Consider the following 17196-nt stretch of genomic DNA (forward strand, 5'->3'; position numbering starts at 1 on the left):
GGGACGGGGCCTGTCAAGGGTGGCCGCAGGCCATCGCGCAGCGACGCGACCGCAGGGAGCGCCCTTGACAGGTCACGGCCCCACGGAGAGACAGTGGAACTGACGGGCAGCCCCCGGAACCTCCCCGACCCCGCCCCGCCCGAAGCCCCCGCCCCCCGCGGCGAAGCCGCGCCGACTGCCGCCCCACCCCGCCCCCGCCCCGCCCCCATCCCTGCGAAAGTATCTTGACGTCGAGATAGATGTCCGGCAGGCTGCGGCCGTCAGGTCTCTTGATGTCGAGAGACTTTCTGGGTGGGCGGGTGAGCGGAGGGGCGCGCGATGGGGGACAAATCGGGGATCGGGTCGGGGGTCGAGTCGGGGGACATCCCCGGAGCCGGGCTGTGGGCGCGGTTGCGGCGGCCGCCGGGTGGGCGGGACGCGCGGATCATGTTGTTCGGCCAGCTGTTGGACCGCACCGGGTCGGGGGTCTGGGCCGCCTCCTCGGTCCTGTATTTCACGTTCGTCGTCGGCTTCGACGGTCGGCAGCTCGGCCTGCTGCTGGGGGTGGCCGGGGTGGCGGGGATCGCCGGGTCGCCGTTGGCGGGACGGCTGGCCGGGTGCTTCTCCGTACGGGCGCTGCTGATCGGGTGCCACCTCCTGCGGTTGGCGACCCTGTGTCTGATGCTGGTGTGCACGCGTTTCGACGTGCTGTTGGTCGTTGTCGCGGTCACCTACCTGGGTGACCGGGCGGCCAAGACGCTGGAGATGCTCTTCGCCACGCGCGTCGCGGGCGAGCGGCGCGCGGAGTACCAGGCCCTCTCGCGCAGTGCGGCGAACGCCGGGTACGCGGTGGGGGCGGGGATCGCGGCGCTCGGTCTCGCCGTCGGGACCCGCGGGGCGTACGCCGCCCTGATCCTCGCCAACGCCCTGTCGTTCGTCCTGGCCGCCGCCCTCGTGTGGCGCACCCGCGAGCCCCGGGCCCGCGCCCACGTCGTGGCCCGGTCCGAGGGGGCCGAGCACGCCGAGCCCGCCGCCCCCGCCAGTCCGTGGCGCGATCGCGGCTATCTGCGGTTCGTCCTGCTGGACATCCCGATGAGCCTCGACGACTCGATCCTCAACGTCGGCCTGCCGCTGTGGCTCGTGGACCACACCTCGGCGCCGCACGCCGTGGTCCCGGCCTTCCTGGCGATCAACACCGTGCTCGTCGTCATCCTCCAACTGCACGTGTCGGCCCGGGTGCGGGGGCCGCGCCGGGCCGCCGGGGTGGCGCTCCTCTACGGCGTCACCCTGCTCGGCTGCTGCGTCGTGCTGGCGACCGCCACCGGCGGCGGGGCGTGGAGCGCCTCGCTCGCCCTGCTCGCCGCCGCGATGCTGGTCACCGCGGCCGAGTTGATCCGTTCGGTCAGCTCCTGGGAGCTGGCGGTCTCCCTCGCCCCGCCGGAGTCCAGGGCGGCCTACCTGGGCGTGGCCGGCATGGCCCAGTCCATCCAGAAGTCCGCCGGGCCGCTCCTGCTCACCGGCGCGGTCATGGCGGCGGGCCCGGCCGGCTGGCTCCTGCTGGGCGGTGCGGTGGCGGGTCTGTCGGTGGTGCAGCGGCGGGGGTGCCTGCGCCGCTTGGACGCGCTGGAGGGCGTCAACTCCCCTGCGGTCCGGTCGCGTTCCTGAAGGGGGCGCGCTCCGGACAAATAATGCAAGCATGCTTGATTGTTTTCCCGTGCGCTGCCACGCTTCCCCCCACAGCCGTGTCCTGGGGTCCCGAGGGAGCGCACCGTGCCCGAGCCGTCGTCCGCCGCCACCGAACACGCCGCAGCAGCGGTGTACGTCGATCTCCGCGAGGAGGGCCGTGAGCTCGACCTCCTCGTCGCCGAGCTGCCCGACCCCGGCTGGGCCGCGGCCACCCCCGCCGCCGGCTGGAGCATCGCCCACCAGATCGCCCACCTGGCATGGACCGATCGGGCGGCGCTGCTGGCGCTCACCGACGCCGACGGTTTCGCGGAGATGGTCGCGGCCGCCTTCGCCGCACCGGACCGGTTCGTCGACGACGGCGCGGCCGAAGGGGCCGCGCTCGCGCCCGCGGAGCTGCTGAGCACCTGGCGGGCCGGGCGCGCCGCCCTGGACCTGGCCCTCGCCGCGGCCTCGCCCGACACGCGCTTCCCCTGGTACGGGCCGCCCATGAAGGCCGCCTCGATGGCCAGCGCCCGGCTGATGGAGACCTGGGCGCACGGCCAGGACGTCGCCGATGCGCTCGGGGCGCGCCGCACGCCCACCGACCGGCTGCGGCACGTCGCCCGGATCGGCGTGCGGGCCCGCGACTACGCCTTCGCGGTGCGTGGACTGCCCGCTCCCGCCGAGGAGTTCCGGGTGGAGCTGACCGCCCCCGACGGGGCGGGCGCGTGGACGTACGGGCCCCCGGACGCCCCGCAGCGCGTCACCGGGCCAGCCCTCGACTTCTGCCTGCTGGTGACCCAGCGGGCGCACCGCGCCGACCTCGGCGTACGGGCGCTGGGCGCCGACGCCGAGCGGTGGCTCGACATCGCGCAGGCCTTCGCGGGCCCGGCCGGTCCCGGCCGCGAGCCGGGCGGCGGTCCCGCGTGAGCGGGGCGCGGCGCGCCCTGCGCATCGGCAATGCGTCCGGCTTCTACGGCGACCGGTTCTCGGCGGTGCGCGAGATGCTGACCGGCGGCGAGCTGGACGTCCTGACCGGGGACTACCTCGCCGAGCTGACCATGCTGATCCTCGGCCGCGACCGGCTCAGGGACCCGGGCCTCGGCTATGCGAAGACCTTCCTGCGCCAGCTGGAGGAGGGCCTCGGCCTCGCGCATGAGCGGGGCGTGCGGATCGTCGCCAACGCGGGCGGCCTCAACCCGGCCGGCCTCGCGGACGCCGTGCGCGAACTGGCCGCGAAGACCGGCGTGCCGGTGCGCGTCGCGCACGTCGAGGGCGATGACGTGATGCCCTACGCCGAAGGGGTGCTGACCGCCAACGCCTACCTCGGCGGCGCCGGGATCGCGGCCTGCCTGCGGGCGGGCGCGGACGTCGTCGTCACCGGCCGGGTGACCGACGCGGCGCTCGTCAGCGGCCCCGCCGCCTGGTGGTTCGACTGGTCGCCCGGGGACCACGACCGGCTGGCGGGAGCGGTGGTCGCCGGGCACGTCCTGGAGTGCGGGACCCAGGCGACCGGCGGCAACTACTCCTTCTTCACCCGCCACGCGGCCATGGCCCGCCCCGGCTTCCCGCTCGCCGAGATCGAGGCGGACGGCTCCTGCACCCTCACCAAACACCCCGGCACGGGCGGCGCGGTGACCACCGGCACCGTCACCGCGCAGCTGCTCTACGAGACCCAGGGCGCCCGCTACCTCGGCCCCGACGTGACGGCCCGCCTCGACACCGTGCGGCTGCGCGAGGAGGGCCCGGACCGGGTCAGGATCAGCGGGGTGCGGGGCGAGGCACCGCCGCCGACCCTGAAGACCGGCGTCACCCGGATCGGGGGCTGGCGCAACGAGGTGGTCTTCGTCCTGACCGGCCTCGACATCGAGGCGAAGGCGGAGCTCGTACGGGCCCAGCTGGCCGGGGTGTTGGAGGGCGTGGCCGACGTCGGCTGGACCCTCGCCCGTACCGATCACGCGGACGCGTCGACCGAGGAAGCGGCGAGCGCGATGCTGCGGCTGGTGGTCCGGGACCCCTCCGCCGACCGGGTCGGGCGGGCCCTGACCTCGGCGGCGATCGAGCTGGCCCTCGGCAGCTACCCGGGTTTCCACGTGACGGCCCCGCCCGGACCGGCCCAGCCGTACGGGGTGTTCAGCTCCGGGCAGCTGCCCGCGGCCACCGTCCCCCACGTGGCGGTGCTCCCGGACGGCAGCCGTCTGGCCATCCCGGCGCCCGGGCCAGCGGCGCCGCCGGCCGCCCCGCTGCCGCCCCTGCCGGTCCCGCCCGACCCGGGCACCCGGGGAGCCCCCGCGGGGCAGGTCGCCACCCGCCGCGCGCCCCTCGGGCTGGTGGCCGGGGCCCGCAGCGGGGACAAGGGAGGGGACGCGAACGTCGGCGTCTGGGCGGAGAGCGCGGACGCCTGGGACTGGTTGCGGAGCACCCTCACCGTCGACCTGTTCCGGGAGCTGCTCCCCGAGACCCGCACCCTGCCGGTCACCCGGCACGACCTGCCGAACCTGCGCGCCCTGAACTTCGTCGTCACCGGCATCCTCGGCGACGGCGTCGCCTCCGGGCACCGCTTCGACCCGCAGGCCAAGGCGCTCGGCGAGTGGCTGCGCGCCCGCCACCTGGACGTCCCCGTCAGCCTTCTCCCCCCTCTCGCACCCCCTTCGGAGGTGAGCCGCCCATGACCCGGCTCGGCACCAGCGTCGACACCCGCGACCCCGACCACCTGGCCCACCGGGCCGCCGCCCTGGAACGCATCGAGGCCCTCGACGCCGAGCACGCCAAGGCGCTCGCGGGCGGCGGCGAGAAGTACACGGCCCGGCACCGGGCGCGCGGCAAGCTGCTCGCCCGGGAGCGGATCGAGCTGCTCCTCGACCCGGACACCCCGTTCCTGGAGCTGTCCCCGCTCGCGGCCTGGGGCAGCGACTACCCGGTGGGCGCCTCGATGGTGACCGGGATCGGTGTGGTCGAGGGCGTCGAATGCCTGGTCACCGCCAACGACCCGACGGTGCGCGGCGGTGCCTCCAACCCGTGGACGCTGAAGAAGGCGCTGCGCGCCAACGAGATCGCGCGGGCCAACCGACTGCCCTGCATCAGCCTGGTCGAGTCCGGCGGCGCCGACCTTCCGTCCCAGAAGGAGATCTTCATCCCCGGCGGGGCGATCTTCCGGGATATCACCCGGCTCTCCGCCGAGGGGATCCCCACGGTGGCCGTCGTCTTCGGCAACTCCACGGCGGGCGGGGCCTACATCCCGGGGATGTCCGACCACACCGTGATGATCAAGGACCGGTCGAAGGTCTTCCTCGGCGGCCCGCCGCTGGTCAAGATGGCGACCGGCGAGGAGAGCGACGACGAGTCCCTCGGTGGCGCCGACATGCACGCCCGCACCTCGGGCCTCGCCGACTACTACGCCGTCGACGAGGAGGACGCGATCCGCCGGGCCCGACGGATCGTGGCCCGCCTGAACCACCGCAAGGCGCGGCCGGAGCCGCCGGCGGCGCAGGAACCGCTGTACGACGCCGAGGACCTGCTCGGCATCGTGCCGTCCGACCTCAAGACCCCCTTCGACCCGCGCGAGGTCATCGCCCGGCTGGTCGACGGCTCCGACTTCGACGAGTTCAAACCGCTGTACGGGACCAGCCTGGTCACCGGCTGGGCGAGCCTGCACGGCTACCCGATCGGCATCCTCGCCAACGCCCAGGGCGTGTTGTTCAGCGCCGAGTCGCAGAAGGCCGCCCAGTTCATCCAGCTCGCCAACCAGCGCGACATCCCGCTCCTCTTCCTGCACAACACCACCGGCTACATGGTCGGCAAGGAGTACGAGCAGGGCGGGATCATCAAGCACGGCTCGATGATGATCAACGCGGTGTCCAACTCGAAGGTCCCGCACCTGTCCGTCCTCATCGGCGCCTCCTACGGCGCGGGGCACTACGGCATGTGCGGGCGGGCCTACGACCCCCGCTTCCTCTTCGCCTGGCCCAGCGCGAAGTCCGCGGTGATGGGACCGCAGCAGCTCGCGGGCGTGCTGTCGATCGTCGCGCGCGCCTCGGCCGCCGCGAAGGGGCAGCCGTACGACGACGAGGCCGACGCCGGGATGCGGGCCTTCGTGGAGCAGCAGATCGAGTCGGAGTCCCTGCCGATGTTCCTGTCCGGGCGGCTGTACGACGACGGGGTCATCGACCCGCGCGACACCCGCACCATCCTCGGCCTGTGCCTCTCGGCCGTCCACAACGCCCCCGTCGAGGGCGCCCGTGGCGGCTTCGGCATCTTCCGGATGTGAGCCCCCACATGACCACCTCACCCGAGCCCACCTCACCCGGGTCCGCCGCGTCCGAGCCCACGGTGTTCGAGCCCACCGCGTCCGACCTCGCCGCGCCCAAGACGATCGGTTCGCTGCTCGTCGCCAACCGCGGGGAGATCGCCGTACGGATCTTCCGCACCGCCCGCGCCCTGGGCCTCGACACCGTCGCCGTGTACGCCGACCCCGACGCCGGGGCCCTGCACGTGCGGGAGGCCGACGCGGCCGTCCGGCTGCCCGGGGCCGCCCCCGCCGAGACCTACCTGCGCGGCGAACTCCTCGTACGGGCGGCCCTCGCCGCCGGTGCCGACGCCGTCCACCCCGGGTACGGGTTCCTCTCCGAGAACGCCGACTTCGCCCGGGCCGTGCGCGCCGCCGGGCTGCTCTGGATCGGGCCGCCGCCCGAGGCGATCGAGGCCATGGCCTCCAAGACCCGTGCCAAGGAGCTGATGCGCGCCGCCGGGGTCCCCCTGCTCGACCCGGTCGACCCGGCCGCGGCCACCGCCGCGGACCTGCCGCTGCTCCTCAAGGCCGCCGCGGGCGGCGGCGGCCGGGGCATGCGGGTCGTCCGCGACCTCGACTCCCTGAAGGAGGAGCTCGAAGCCGCCGCCGCGGAGGCCCGGTCCGCCTTCGGTGACGGCGAGGTCTTCGCGGAGCCCTACGTCGAGCGCGGCCGGCACGTGGAGGTACAGGTCCTCGCCGACGCCCACGGCACCGTCTGGGCACTGGGCACCCGGGACTGCTCCCTCCAGCGCCGCCACCAGAAGGTCATCGAGGAGGCCCCGGCCCCCGCCCTCCCCGAGAGCCTGCGCGCCACCTTGCGCGAAGCCGCCGTCGCCGCCGCCCGCGCAGTGTCCTACCAGGGCGCGGGCACCGTCGAGTTCCTCGTCACCGCCGACGGCCGCCCGTACTTCCTGGAGATGAACACCCGCCTCCAGGTGGAACACCCCGTCACCGAAGCCGTCTTCGGCATCGACCTCGTCGCCCTCCAACTGCGCATCGCCGAAGGACGGGCGCTGCCCCTGGACCCGCCGCGGGCCGAGGGCCACGCCGTCGAGGCCCGGCTGTACGCGGAGGACCCGGCCCGGGACTGGCGCCCGCAGGCCGGGGTCCTGCACACCCTGTCCGTCCCCGGGGACGGGATCCGGATCGACACGGGCTTCGCCGACGGCGACACCGTCGGCGTGCACTACGACCCGATGCTCGCCAAGGTCATCGCCCACGCCCCCACCCGCGCGGAAGCCGTCCGCGCGCTCACCCGCGCCCTGGCCCGGGCCCGCATCCACGGGCTCACCACCAACCGGGACCTGCTGGTGCGTTCCCTGCGCCACCCGGAGTTCACCGCCGCGCGCCTCGACACCGGCTTCTACGAACGCCACCTCGCCGAGCTCACCGCGGCGGCCCCGGACGCTGCTCGGGCGGCCCTGGCCGCCGCCCTCGCGGAGGCCGCCCCCGCCGCCGGAGCGCCGCTCGCCGGCCGGCTCGGCGGCTGGCGCAACGTGCCGTCCCAGCCACAGAGCCGCAGCTACACCGTGGACGGGACGACGTACGAGGTCCGCTACCATGCGGCCCGCAACGGGCCCCCGCAGCTCGTGGACCAGCCCGGCGTCCGCGTCGTGGCCACCGGTCCCGAGTCGGTCACCCTCGAAGTCGACGGCGTCCGCCGGATGTTCCACGTGAAACACGAATCGAACAGCCCCGAGGTGTACGTCGATTCACCGCTCGGCGCGCACACCCTGACCCGGCGACCCCGCTTCACCGAACCCCAGGACCGCACCGAACCGGGATCTCTGCTCGCCCCCATGCCCGGCACCGTCGTGCGGATCGCCGAGGGCCTTGCCACCGGCTCCGCCGTCACCGCCGGGCAGCCCCTGCTCTGGCTGGAGGCCATGAAGATGGAGCACCGCATCGTCTCGCCCGCCTCCGGCACGCTCACCGCGCTCCACGCCGCCCTCGGCCGCCAGGTCGAATTCGGCGCCCTGCTCGCCGTCGTCCAGGAGGAACCGCCCGCATGAGCAACGCCGTTGTGGAATCAGCAGAACACCGCGCCCTGCGCGCGGCCGTCGCCGCCCTCGGGCAGCGCTACGGCCGCGAGTACCTCGCCCGGGTGGCCCGCGAGGGCGGCCACCCCGACGAGCTGTGGGCCGATGCCGCCAAGCTCGGCTACCTCGGGGTCAACCTCCCCGAGGAGTACGGAGGCGGCGGCGGAGGCATCGCCGAACTCTCCATCGTGCTCGAAGAGCTGGGCGCCGCGGGCTGCCCGCTGCTGATGATGGTGGTCTCGCCCGCCATCTGCGGCACGGTCATCGCCCGCTTCGGCACCGCAGAGCAGAAGCGGGCCTGGCTCCCCGGCCTCGCCGACGGCAGCCGGACCATGGCCTTCGGGATCACCGAGCCCGATGCCGGATCCAACTCCCACCGCATCACCACCACCGCGCGGCGCGACGGCGACGACTGGGTGCTGTCCGGGCGCAAGGTCTTCATCTCCGGCGTGGACATCGCCGACGCCACCCTCATCGTCGGGCGCACCGAGGACGCCCGCACCGGACGCCTCAAGCCCTGCCTGTTCATCGTGGACCGCGACACCCCCGGCTTCACCCGTTCGGTCATAGACATGGAACTCCAGGCTGCCGAGAAGCAGTTCGAACTGGTCCTGGACGAGGTGCGGCTGCCCGCCGGGGCCCTGGTCGGCGACGAGGACGCGGGCCTGCTCCAGCTCTTCGCAGGACTCAACCCCGAACGCGTCATGACCGCCGCCTTCGCCATCGGCATGGGCCGCTACGCCCTGGCCAAGGCGGTCGACTACGCCAAGACCCGACAGGTGTGGAAGGAGCCCATCGGCGCCCACCAGGCCGTCGCCCACCCGCTGGCGGCCGCCCACATCGAGCTGGAGCTGGCCCGCCTGATGATGCAGAAGGCCGCCCATCTCTACGACGCCGGCGACGACATGGGCGCCGGCGAGGCGGCCAACATGGCCAAGTACGCTGCCGGCGAGGCCTGCGTGCGGGCGGTGGACCAGTCCGTCCACACCCTGGGCGGCAACGGCCTCACCCGCGAATACGGACTCGCCTCCCTCATCACCGCCTCCCGGGTGGCCCGCATCGCACCCGTCAGCCGCGAGATGATCCTCAACTTCGTCTCGCACCAGACCCTGGGCCTGCCCAAGTCCTACTAGAACGGAACGGCCGGAGGAACGGACATGACCCCGATCGTCGGATCCGCGCACACCAGCGGCATCACCACCCTCACGCTCGACTCGCCGGGCAACCGCAACGCGCTCTCCGCGGAACTCGTCGGCGAGCTGCGCGCGGCCCTCGCCGCGGCGGGTGCGGACCCGGCGGTCCGGGCCATCGTCCTCACCCACACCGGCACCACCTTCTGCGCCGGTGCGGACCTGAAGAACCCCTTCGCGCCCGAGGACTTCCTCGCCCTGCTGCGCGAGCTGGCCGAACTGCCCACACCGGTCGTGGCCCGGGTGACCGGCCACGTCCGGGCCGGTGGCCTCGGGCTGCTCGGGGCCTGCGACATCGCCGCCGCCGGGCCGCGGTCCTCGTACGCCTTCACCGAGAGCCACCTGGGCCTGGCCCCGGCGGTGATCTCGATCCCGCTGCTGCCCCGGCTCGACCCGCGGGCCGCGGCCCGCTACTTCCTGACCGCCGAGCGCTTCGGACCGGCCGAGGCGGCCCGGATCGGCCTGCTCACCCTGCACGCCGACGACGTCGACCAGGCCCTCGAACCGGTCCTGGCGGGTCTGCGCAGAGCTTCGCCGCAGGGCCTCGCCGCCTCGAAGGCGCTGGTCACCGCACCCGTACGGGCAGCCTTGGAGCGGGACGGGGAGCGGCTGACCGCGCTGTCCGCGACCCTCTTCGGCTCCGCGGAGGCCCGCGAGGGCATCACCGCCCTCTTCGAGCGCCGGGACCCGTCGTGGACGTCCTGACCGACCCGCAGCACAGCGGTCCCCGCCGACCCGCGGGACCCAAGCAGGCCCGCAGCAGGGTCACCCGCCGTCACCTGCTGGAAGCGGCCGTGTCCTGCCTGGCCGAGCACGGCTGGGCGGGCTCCACCGTCGCCGTCGTCGCCGAACGGGCCGGCGTCTCCCGGGGCGCGGCCCAGCACCACTTCCCCACCCGCGAGGCGCTGTTCACCGCCGCCGTCCAGTACGTCGCCGAGGAGCGGTCCACCGCCCTGCGCGAGCTGTTCCAGGCGGGCCCGGCGCCGCGCGCCGAGGTGGTCCACGCCGTGGTGGACCTCTACACGGGCGCGCTCTTCCGGGCCGCGCTCCAGCTGTGGGTGGCCGCCTCCAACGAGGAGCAGCTGCGGCCCCCGGTCGTCGAACTTGAGGCACGGGTCGGGCGCGAGACCCACCGCATCGCCGTGGAACTCCTGGGCGCCGACGAGTCCGTGCCCGGGGTGCGCGAGAGCGTCCAGGGATTCCTCGACATGGCGCGCGGGCTGGGCCTGGCGAACGTCCTGACCGACGACACCGCCCGCCGGGCCCGGGTGGTCACGCAGTGGGCGGCCATCCTCGACACCGCCCTCGGCCCGCCCCGGGACTGACCCGGGGCGGGCCGCAGGGGTGCGGGGTGTCCTAGCGGGCGATGTCGGCGTAGCCCTCGATGGCCTGGGGCTCCCGGGTGCCCGGGCCCACGTAGCGCGCCGAGGGGCGGACCAGGCGGCCCGTGCGCTTCTGCTCCAGGATGTGCGCGGACCATCCGGCCGTGCGGGCGCAGGTGAACATCGAGGTGAACATGTGCGCCGGGACCTCGGCGAAGTCCAGCATGATCGCCGCCCAGAACTCCACGTTGGTCGCGAGCACCCGGTCGGGGCGCCGCGCGTGCAGCTCCTCCAGCGCGGCCTTCTCCAGCGCCGCCGCCACCTCGTAGCGCGGCGCGTCCAGCTCCTTGGCCGTGCGGCGCAGCACGCGGGCGCGCGGGTCCTCGGCGCGGTAGACGCGGTGACCGAAGCCCATCAGCCGCTCGCCCTTGTCCAGGGCCTTCTTCACGTACGCCACGGCGTCGCCGCTGCGCTCGATCTCCTCGATCATGCCCAGCACCCGCGAGGGCGCCCCGCCGTGCAGCGGCCCGGACATGGCGCCGACGGCACCCGACAGCGCGGCCGCGACGTCGGCGCCGGTGGACGCGATGACCCGGGCGGTGAAGGTGGAGGCGTTCATGCCGTGTTCGGCGGCCGAGGTCCAGTACGCGTCGACGGCCTTGACGTGCTTGGGGTCGGGCTCGCCCCGCCAGCGGATCATGAAGCGTTCGACGACGGACTCGGCCTTGTCGATCTCGCTCTGCGGGACCATCGGCAGGCCCTGGCCGCGGGCGGACTGGGCGACGTACGACAGGGCCATCACGGCCGCGCGCGCGAGGTCGTCACGGGCGGTCCGCTCGTCGATGTCCAGCAGCGGCTTCAGGCCCCACACCGGCGCCAGCATCGCGAGCGCGGACTGCACGTCGACGCGGATGTCCCCGGAGTGCACCGGGATCGGGAAGGGCTCGGCGGCGGGCAGCCCCGGGTTGAACGCACCGTCGACCAGCAGTCCCCAGACGTTCCCGAAGGACACGTGACCGACCAGGTCTTCGATGTCGACACCCCGGTAGCGGAGCGATCCGCCCTCCTTGTCGGGCTCGGCGATCTCGGTCTCGAACGCGACGACCCCTTCGAGCCCGGGTACGAAGTCGGACATCAGGCGGCTCCTCAGATAGATGCGAACACGCGCGGCTCCCGGCGTGATTCGCGGTCCGGCGCGGTCATCCCCGTTGATGCCCGGCAGGGCCGATGGTCACCCTCGGGTGGACCAGCGGACCGGCCCCAAGATTTTGTCCGTTCCGGATGGCCTGCGGAAGCGTGACATACGGCACACCCCCGCAAGACGTCCTGCGGCAGGATGGCGGGGTGACAGACAAGGATCTTGACCCCGCCCTCATGCGGATGCAGTACCGCTCGGAGATCCTCGCCGAGGACGGCCTCGCCGCGGACCCCATGGAGCAGTTCGCGCAGTGGTTCCGGCAGGCCGCCGACGCGAGCCTGTTCGAGCCGAACGCGATGGTCGTCTCGACCGCCACCCCCGACGGGCGGCCCAGCTCCCGCACGGTGCTGCTGAAGCAGTTCGACGAGCGCGGCTTCGTCTTCTTCACCAACTACGGCTCGCGCAAGGGCCGGGAACTGGCCGAGAACCCGTACGCGGGCCTGCTCTTCCCGTGGCACCCGATCGCCCGGCAGGTCCTGGTGACCGGCAGCGCGCTGCGGATCGGCCGGGACGAGACCGCCGCGTACTTCCGCTCGCGCCCGCACGGCTCTCAACTGGGGGCCTGGGCCAGCGACCAGTCCCGGGTGATCTCCTCGCGCGCCGAGCTGGACCGCCGTTACGCGGAGCTGGCGAAGCGGTACCCGGAGGGGGAGCAGGTGCCGGTGCCGCCGGAGTGGGGCGGGGTGCGGGTGGTGCCGCAGGAGGTGGAGTTCTGGCAGGGCCACGAGAACCGCCTGCACGACCGGTTGAAGTACGTCCGCGACGGCGAGAAGTGGCGCGTCGAGCGGCTCTGCCCCTGAAGGGCTGTCCCCGTCCGACCGGGCGGGGACAGCAGGCGACCCGCGGGCTCGGGTTCCTCTCCTGCAGTGAGAGGAGCCGGCCGGACGTACCGGCGAGCCCGCGGGTCGGGTGACTGCTCGGGATTGGCGCCGACGAACCTGTCGGCACTGCACTGCTTGGGTGCGTACGACAACGGGCGTCAGCCCGCAGTCACCTCACGCGTCCGGTTGCCAGACATTTCCGGAACCACCTCCCTTCTCGTGTACGGCAGAGCCTAGGACGGCCCCGCACGGCGCTCAAGCGATTTAATTCGGGGGGAATCCGGGGAATCAGGTGTGGGCTGCGTCACGTTCCAGTTCAATGATCTGACGTGCCGCACACGCGAACACCTGCAGGGGGTCCCAGGTGAGTGCTTCCGGACGTAGCGAGACCACTGACGATCTGCTCGCCGCACTGCTGGACGGGATGGACGCGGCGCTCTGCGCGTTCGATGCCGACGGCGTGATCACCCACTGGAACCGCGAGGCCGAGCGGATCCTGGGCTGGTCGGCCGCCGAGGCGGTGGGGCGGCGCGGATTCGCCGGATGGGCGGCGCGGGCCGCCGACGCGCAGGACGTCGAGGCCAGACTGATGGGCGCGCAGGACGTGCCCGGCCGCCAGGTGCACGAGTTCGCCCTGCTCACCAAGGACGGCGGGCGGGTGCTCGTACGGACCCAGTCGGCCGGGGTGCCGGGCGCGGGCGGAAAACCGGCCGGGGTGTACTGCGCGTTCAGCGAGGTGCACGCGCAGATCGACCTGGAGCGCTCCATCGCGCTCAGCGAGGCCCTGATGGACGACGCCTCGTGGGGGGTCGTCCTCGTCGACGTCGACCTGCGGCCCGCCGTGGTCAACGCGCAGGCGGCCGCCGCCTTCGGATCGGGGCGGACCGCTCTGCTGGGACGGCCGCTCGGGGAGCTGCTCGCGCAGGGCGTGGAGGAGCTGGAGGGCGCGCTCCAGCACGTCTTGGCCGAGGGGCCGCCGCCCGGGCCGGTGGAGCTGTGGGTCTCCGTGCGCACGGCCGCCGGCGTCCGCAGGCGCTGCTGGCGCAGCGGCTTCCTGCGCCTGGCCTCGCCGCTCGCGGAGGAACCGGTGCCGCTGGGGGTCGGCTGGCTGTTCCAGGACATCACCGAGGCCCGACAGGCGGAGTTGGACACCGCGCAGCTGCGCTTCCGCTCCCAGCAGCTGCACCGGGCGGGCCGGGCGGCGGGGGAGTGCGAGGAGGCGGCGGAGGCGGCGGCGGTCCGGCTGGAGTTCGCGTTGGCCGGCTTCGCGGACCACGCGCTGATCGACGTACTGGCCGCGGACGGGGCGCGGCTGGTCCGCTCGCCCGTGTCCCCGTCCGGGGCGGTGCCCGCCGCGGGCCCGCTGCTACCGGGGCCGGGGGCGATCCCGGTCCGCTACGAGCCGGGGCACCCGGCGCTCCAGGCACTGGACCGGATCGGCTCGGTCCGGGCCAGTGCGCCGGGGGGCGCCGCGGCCGAGGGCTGGCTCACCGCCCGCCGGTGGCCGCAGGGCGCGGCGCACGCGCTGTGCGTGGTCCTGCGCAGCCGGGGGCGGAGCCTGGGGATCCTGACGTTCCTGCGCGGCCCCTCGCGCCCGCCGTTCGACCGCGCGGACGCCGCCTACGCCGAAGAGGTCGCCTCGCGCGTGGCCACGGACCTGGCGCTGTCGACGTCGACGGCGTAGGGGCGGACCGGCGTAAGGGCGGACCGGCGTGGGGACGGAGGTCCTAGTGGCGGAAGAAGATCCGGTCGCCGTACTCCTGCATCACGCGGCCGTTCCACTCGTGCCCGCCGTCGACGTTGCCCGAGCGCAGCAGCGGCGGCTCGACGCCGCGGGCGGCGAGGTCACCCGCCGCGGCGGCCATGACCGCCTGCATGATCGCGCTGGTCACGACCGTGGACGCCGGGGCGAAGGGCGCGTCGATCCCCGCCAGGCTCAGCTCGGCGTCACCGACCGCGATCTTGCTGTCCAGGACGATGTCGCAGTGGTCCTTGAGGAAGGTGCCCGAGACGTGCCGCGAGCGGGTCTCGGTCGCGTAGGCCACCGAGGTCACGCCGATCACCTTGAGCCCGATGGCCCGCGCGTTCATCGCCATCTCGACGGGCAGCGCGTTGCGCCCGGAGAGGGAGATGATCACCAGGACGTCGCCGTCCGCGGCCGGGCTGCTGTCCAGGACCGCCCCGGCCAGGCCGTCCACCCGCTCCAGCGCGCTGCCGAGGGTCGCGGGCATGACGTCGATCCCGGCGGTGCCGGGGACGGCGAGGAAGTTCATCAGGGCGAGCCCGCCCGCCCGGTAGACCACGTCCTGGGCCGGCAGGGAGGAGTGCCCGGCGCCGAAGGCGAAGAGCCGGTTCCCGGCCGCGACCGCGTCGGCGATCACGGCGCCGGCCTCGGAGATGTTCGACGCTTCCTCGTCCCGCACCCGTTCCAGGAGGCCGATGGCGGCATCGATGAACTGACCGGCCAGCTTGCTCTCGCTCATGCGCTGAGGGGCCCTTCCAGAGGTGGGGTGCGTCCGTGTCCGCCGCTCACCGTGCGGTCTGGACCAAGGGCGTGTCAATACCGTCGTCAATCCAGGGGCGAAAGCCCTGGGACCGGTCCAGGACGGCCCTTGACCTCCAGCACGGAACGGTTGTCGGCCCGATGCGTCAGAATTGGGTGCAGGGCCAGCGCACGATATCCCGAGGGGCACGAATGTCCGGACTGATCGATACCACGGAGATGTATCTCCGCACCATCCTCGAGCTGGAAGAGGAAGGCGTGGTCCCCATGCGCGCCCGAATTGCGGAGCGGCTCGACCAGAGCGGTCCGACGGTCAGCCAAACGGTGGCACGCATGGAGCGCGACGGCCTGGTGGCCGTCGCCAGTGACCGGCACCTGGAGCTGACGGAGGAGGGACGGCGGCTGGCCACGCGCGTGATGCGCAAGCACCGGTTGGCCGAGTGTCTCCTCGTCGACGTCATCGGGCTCGAATGGGAGCAGGTGCACGCCGAGGCCTGTCGCTGGGAGCACGTGATGAGCGAAGCGGTGGAGCGGCGGGTGCTGGAGCTGCTGCGCCACCCGACCGAGTCGCCGTACGGCAACCCGATCCCGGGGCTGGAGGAGCTGGGCGAGAAGGCCGAGGCCGATCCCTTCCTCGACGACACCATGGTGAGCCTGGCGGAGCTGGACCCGGGCGCCGACGGCAAGACCGTGGTCGTGCGCCGGATCGGCGAGCCGATCCAGACGGACGCCCAGCTCATGTACACGCTGCGGCGGGCGGGCGTGCAGCCCGGCTCGGTCGTCAGCGTCACCGAGTCCCCGGGGGGAGTGCTGGTCGGCAGTGGCGGCGAAGCCGCCGAGCTGGAGGCGGAAGTCGCCTCGCACGTGTTCGTGGCCAAGCGGTGACCGTCCCTACCGCCGGTACGGACTGACGCTTGCGGTGTGGACGGTCCCGGCGCCTCGCGGCGCCGGGACCGGTCCTCCCCTGTTTGACCCGGAGCCCCGAGCTCTCAAGGTCATCCCCTCGGACCGTCTTCCCCGAGCGGCCCGCCTCCCGTTGAAGATCTCCCCTCGGCAGCGGCGGCCAATCCTTGAGCAAGGTCATTCGAAAGAGTGGTGTTGCCGTCGAGAAGGCTGTCTTCGAATGCGGGTTCGATAGTCTGGTGGGGAGCGAAGGGGGTGCATCTGCGGTGGTACAGCGCTTCGATGTAACGGGGTCCGACGGCGTACGCCTGGCGGCCTGGGAGTTCCGGGAACCCGCCTCCCCCGGTGCCCCGGCCGAAAGCTGTGGCCCGGGGTCCGGCTCCGGGGTCCTCTTACTCCACGGGCTGATGGGCCGGGCCTTCCACTGGGCGGGAACCGCCCGCTGGCTCGGCGAGCGGCGCCGCGTCGTCGCCCTCGATCAACGTGGACACGGCCAGAGCGAGCGTCTGGCCAACGGTCCGGGCATCCCGACCGCCTTCGCCCGCGAGGCCTTCGTGGCCGATGCCGAAGCCGTGGTCGAGCAGCTCGGCCTGGCCCCCGTCACCCTCGTCGGCCATTCCATGGGCGCCCTCACCGCGTGGCAGCTCGCCGCCCGCCGCCCCGACCTCGTCGAGGCCCTGGTCATCTGTGACATGCGGGCCTCCGCGCTCGGGGCCGCCTCGCAGCGGGAGTGGGAGGAGTGGTTCCACCGCTGGCCGCTGCCCTTCCCCACGCAGGACGCCGCGCGCCGTTGGTTCGGCGAGGACGATCCCCGGGTGGAGCGGCCCGATCCCGGCCGCGGCGCCTTCTTCGCCGAGGTGATGCACCAGGCGTCCGACGGGTGGCGCCCGCTCTTCTCCCGCCGGCAGATGCTCACCGCCCGGGAGACGTGGGTGCACGACGCGCACTGGGAGGAGCTGGCGCAGGTCCGCTGCCCGACGCTGGTGGTGCGGGGGTTGGACGGGGAGTTGGGGCGGGCCGAGGCACAGGAGATGGTGCGGGTGCTGCCGGCCGGGCAGTACGCGGAGATCCCCGATGCCGGTCACTACCTGCACTACGACCAGCCGGGGGCCTGGCGGGCGGCGTTGGAGCCGTTCCTGGACGGGGTCACGGCCTCGGCCTGAGGTCCGGGTTGCGGGCGGGGTTCCGGAGTCCGGGGCCGGGGGCCGGGGGCCGGGGCGGGGTGCCGCTGCGCGGAGCTGCCCCGCCCCGCCCTTCCTCCGTTCCCCGGGCTCCGCCCGGACCCGGT

14 protein-coding genes are annotated in these 17196 nt (G+C 73.7%); 12 read left to right on the forward strand and 2 right to left on the reverse strand.

Features of this window, described 5'->3' with window-relative positions; translation table 11 throughout:
- Positions 1 to 318 precede the first annotated feature (318 nt).
- The 8 genes from ACIBEA_RS40495 to ACIBEA_RS40530 all read left to right on the forward strand — a co-directional run bounded on the left by ACIBEA_RS40495 (position 319) and on the right by ACIBEA_RS40530 (position 10486).
- On the forward strand, positions 319 to 1644 hold the full coding sequence (locus ACIBEA_RS40495; RefSeq protein WP_399268798.1) for an MFS transporter: 1326 nt from the start codon (positions 319 to 321) through the stop codon (positions 1642 to 1644).
- A 105-nt stretch (positions 1645 to 1749) separates the two neighbouring features.
- Positions 1750 to 2574 (forward strand): TIGR03084 family metal-binding protein, encoded by an 825-nt coding sequence (locus tag ACIBEA_RS40500; protein ID WP_399268800.1) that lies wholly within the window; start codon positions 1750 to 1752, stop codon positions 2572 to 2574.
- Positions 2575 to 2648: 74 nt separating this feature from the next.
- Positions 2649 to 4316, forward strand: a complete 1668-nt coding sequence (locus tag ACIBEA_RS40505) for an acyclic terpene utilization AtuA family protein (RefSeq protein ID WP_399268865.1) — start codon at positions 2649 to 2651, stop codon at positions 4314 to 4316.
- Positions 4313 to 5911 (forward strand): acyl-CoA carboxylase subunit beta, encoded by a 1599-nt coding sequence (locus ACIBEA_RS40510; protein ID WP_399268802.1) that lies wholly within the window; start codon positions 4313 to 4315, stop codon positions 5909 to 5911. Before ACIBEA_RS40505 ends, ACIBEA_RS40510 begins: the two co-directional genes overlap by 4 nt.
- A gap of 8 nt (positions 5912 to 5919) precedes the next feature.
- On the forward strand, positions 5920 to 7944 hold the full coding sequence (locus ACIBEA_RS40515) for a biotin carboxylase N-terminal domain-containing protein (RefSeq protein WP_399268804.1): 2025 nt from the start codon (positions 5920 to 5922) through the stop codon (positions 7942 to 7944).
- A complete protein-coding gene (locus tag ACIBEA_RS40520) occupies positions 7941 to 9104 on the forward strand; it encodes an acyl-CoA dehydrogenase family protein (RefSeq protein ID WP_399268806.1) in 1164 nt (387 codons plus the stop codon). Before ACIBEA_RS40515 ends, ACIBEA_RS40520 begins: the two co-directional genes overlap by 4 nt.
- A gap of 24 nt (positions 9105 to 9128) precedes the next feature.
- Positions 9129 to 9866: an enoyl-CoA hydratase family protein gene (locus ACIBEA_RS40525; RefSeq protein WP_399268808.1), complete on the forward strand. Its 738-nt coding sequence runs from the start codon at positions 9129 to 9131 to the stop codon at positions 9864 to 9866.
- Complete coding sequence (locus ACIBEA_RS40530) at positions 9854 to 10486, forward strand: TetR/AcrR family transcriptional regulator (protein ID WP_399268810.1); 633 nt, start codon at positions 9854 to 9856, stop codon at positions 10484 to 10486. The genes ACIBEA_RS40525 and ACIBEA_RS40530 overlap by 13 nt, the downstream gene beginning before the upstream one ends.
- Before the next feature lie 31 nt (positions 10487 to 10517).
- On the opposite strand, the gene ACIBEA_RS40535 is transcribed toward ACIBEA_RS40530, so the two are convergent.
- Positions 10518 to 11618, reverse strand: coding sequence for a citrate synthase 2 (locus ACIBEA_RS40535; protein WP_385774945.1), 1101 nt, complete (start codon positions 11616 to 11618; stop codon positions 10518 to 10520).
- Positions 11619 to 11857: 239 nt separating this feature from the next.
- On the opposite strand from ACIBEA_RS40535, the gene pdxH reads away from it, so the two are divergent.
- Together pdxH and ACIBEA_RS40545 are read left to right on the forward strand one after the other, a co-directional pair.
- Complete coding sequence (gene pdxH / locus ACIBEA_RS40540) at positions 11858 to 12481, forward strand: pyridoxamine 5'-phosphate oxidase (protein ID WP_399268867.1); 624 nt, start codon at positions 11858 to 11860, stop codon at positions 12479 to 12481.
- Between the two features lie 385 nt (positions 12482 to 12866).
- Positions 12867 to 14186, forward strand: a complete 1320-nt coding sequence (locus ACIBEA_RS40545; protein ID WP_399268812.1) for a PAS domain-containing protein — start codon at positions 12867 to 12869, stop codon at positions 14184 to 14186.
- 43 nt (positions 14187 to 14229) lie between these two features.
- Here the strand turns inward: ACIBEA_RS40545 and ACIBEA_RS40550 are convergent, their stop codons facing one another.
- Positions 14230 to 14985: an SIS domain-containing protein gene (locus ACIBEA_RS40550; protein ID WP_399268814.1), complete on the reverse strand. Its 756-nt coding sequence runs from the start codon at positions 14983 to 14985 to the stop codon at positions 14230 to 14232.
- 212 nt (positions 14986 to 15197) lie between these two features.
- Between ACIBEA_RS40550 and ACIBEA_RS40555 the strand changes: the two genes are divergently transcribed.
- Both ACIBEA_RS40555 and ACIBEA_RS40560 read left to right on the forward strand, forming a co-directional pair.
- Positions 15198 to 15890 (forward strand): metal-dependent transcriptional regulator, encoded by a 693-nt coding sequence (locus ACIBEA_RS40555; RefSeq protein ID WP_399268816.1) that lies wholly within the window; start codon positions 15198 to 15200, stop codon positions 15888 to 15890.
- A gap of 284 nt (positions 15891 to 16174) precedes the next feature.
- The gene (locus ACIBEA_RS40560) at positions 16175 to 17071 is read left to right on the forward strand and encodes an alpha/beta fold hydrolase (RefSeq protein WP_399268818.1); all 897 of its coding nucleotides are present in this window, start codon (positions 16175 to 16177) and stop codon (positions 17069 to 17071) included.
- Positions 17072 to 17196: the final 125 nt, after the last annotated feature.

Origin of the sequence: Streptomyces sp. NPDC051555 (genome assembly GCF_044454405.1) — a bacterium.
GTDB lineage: Bacteria > Actinomycetota > Actinomycetes > Streptomycetales > Streptomycetaceae > Streptomyces.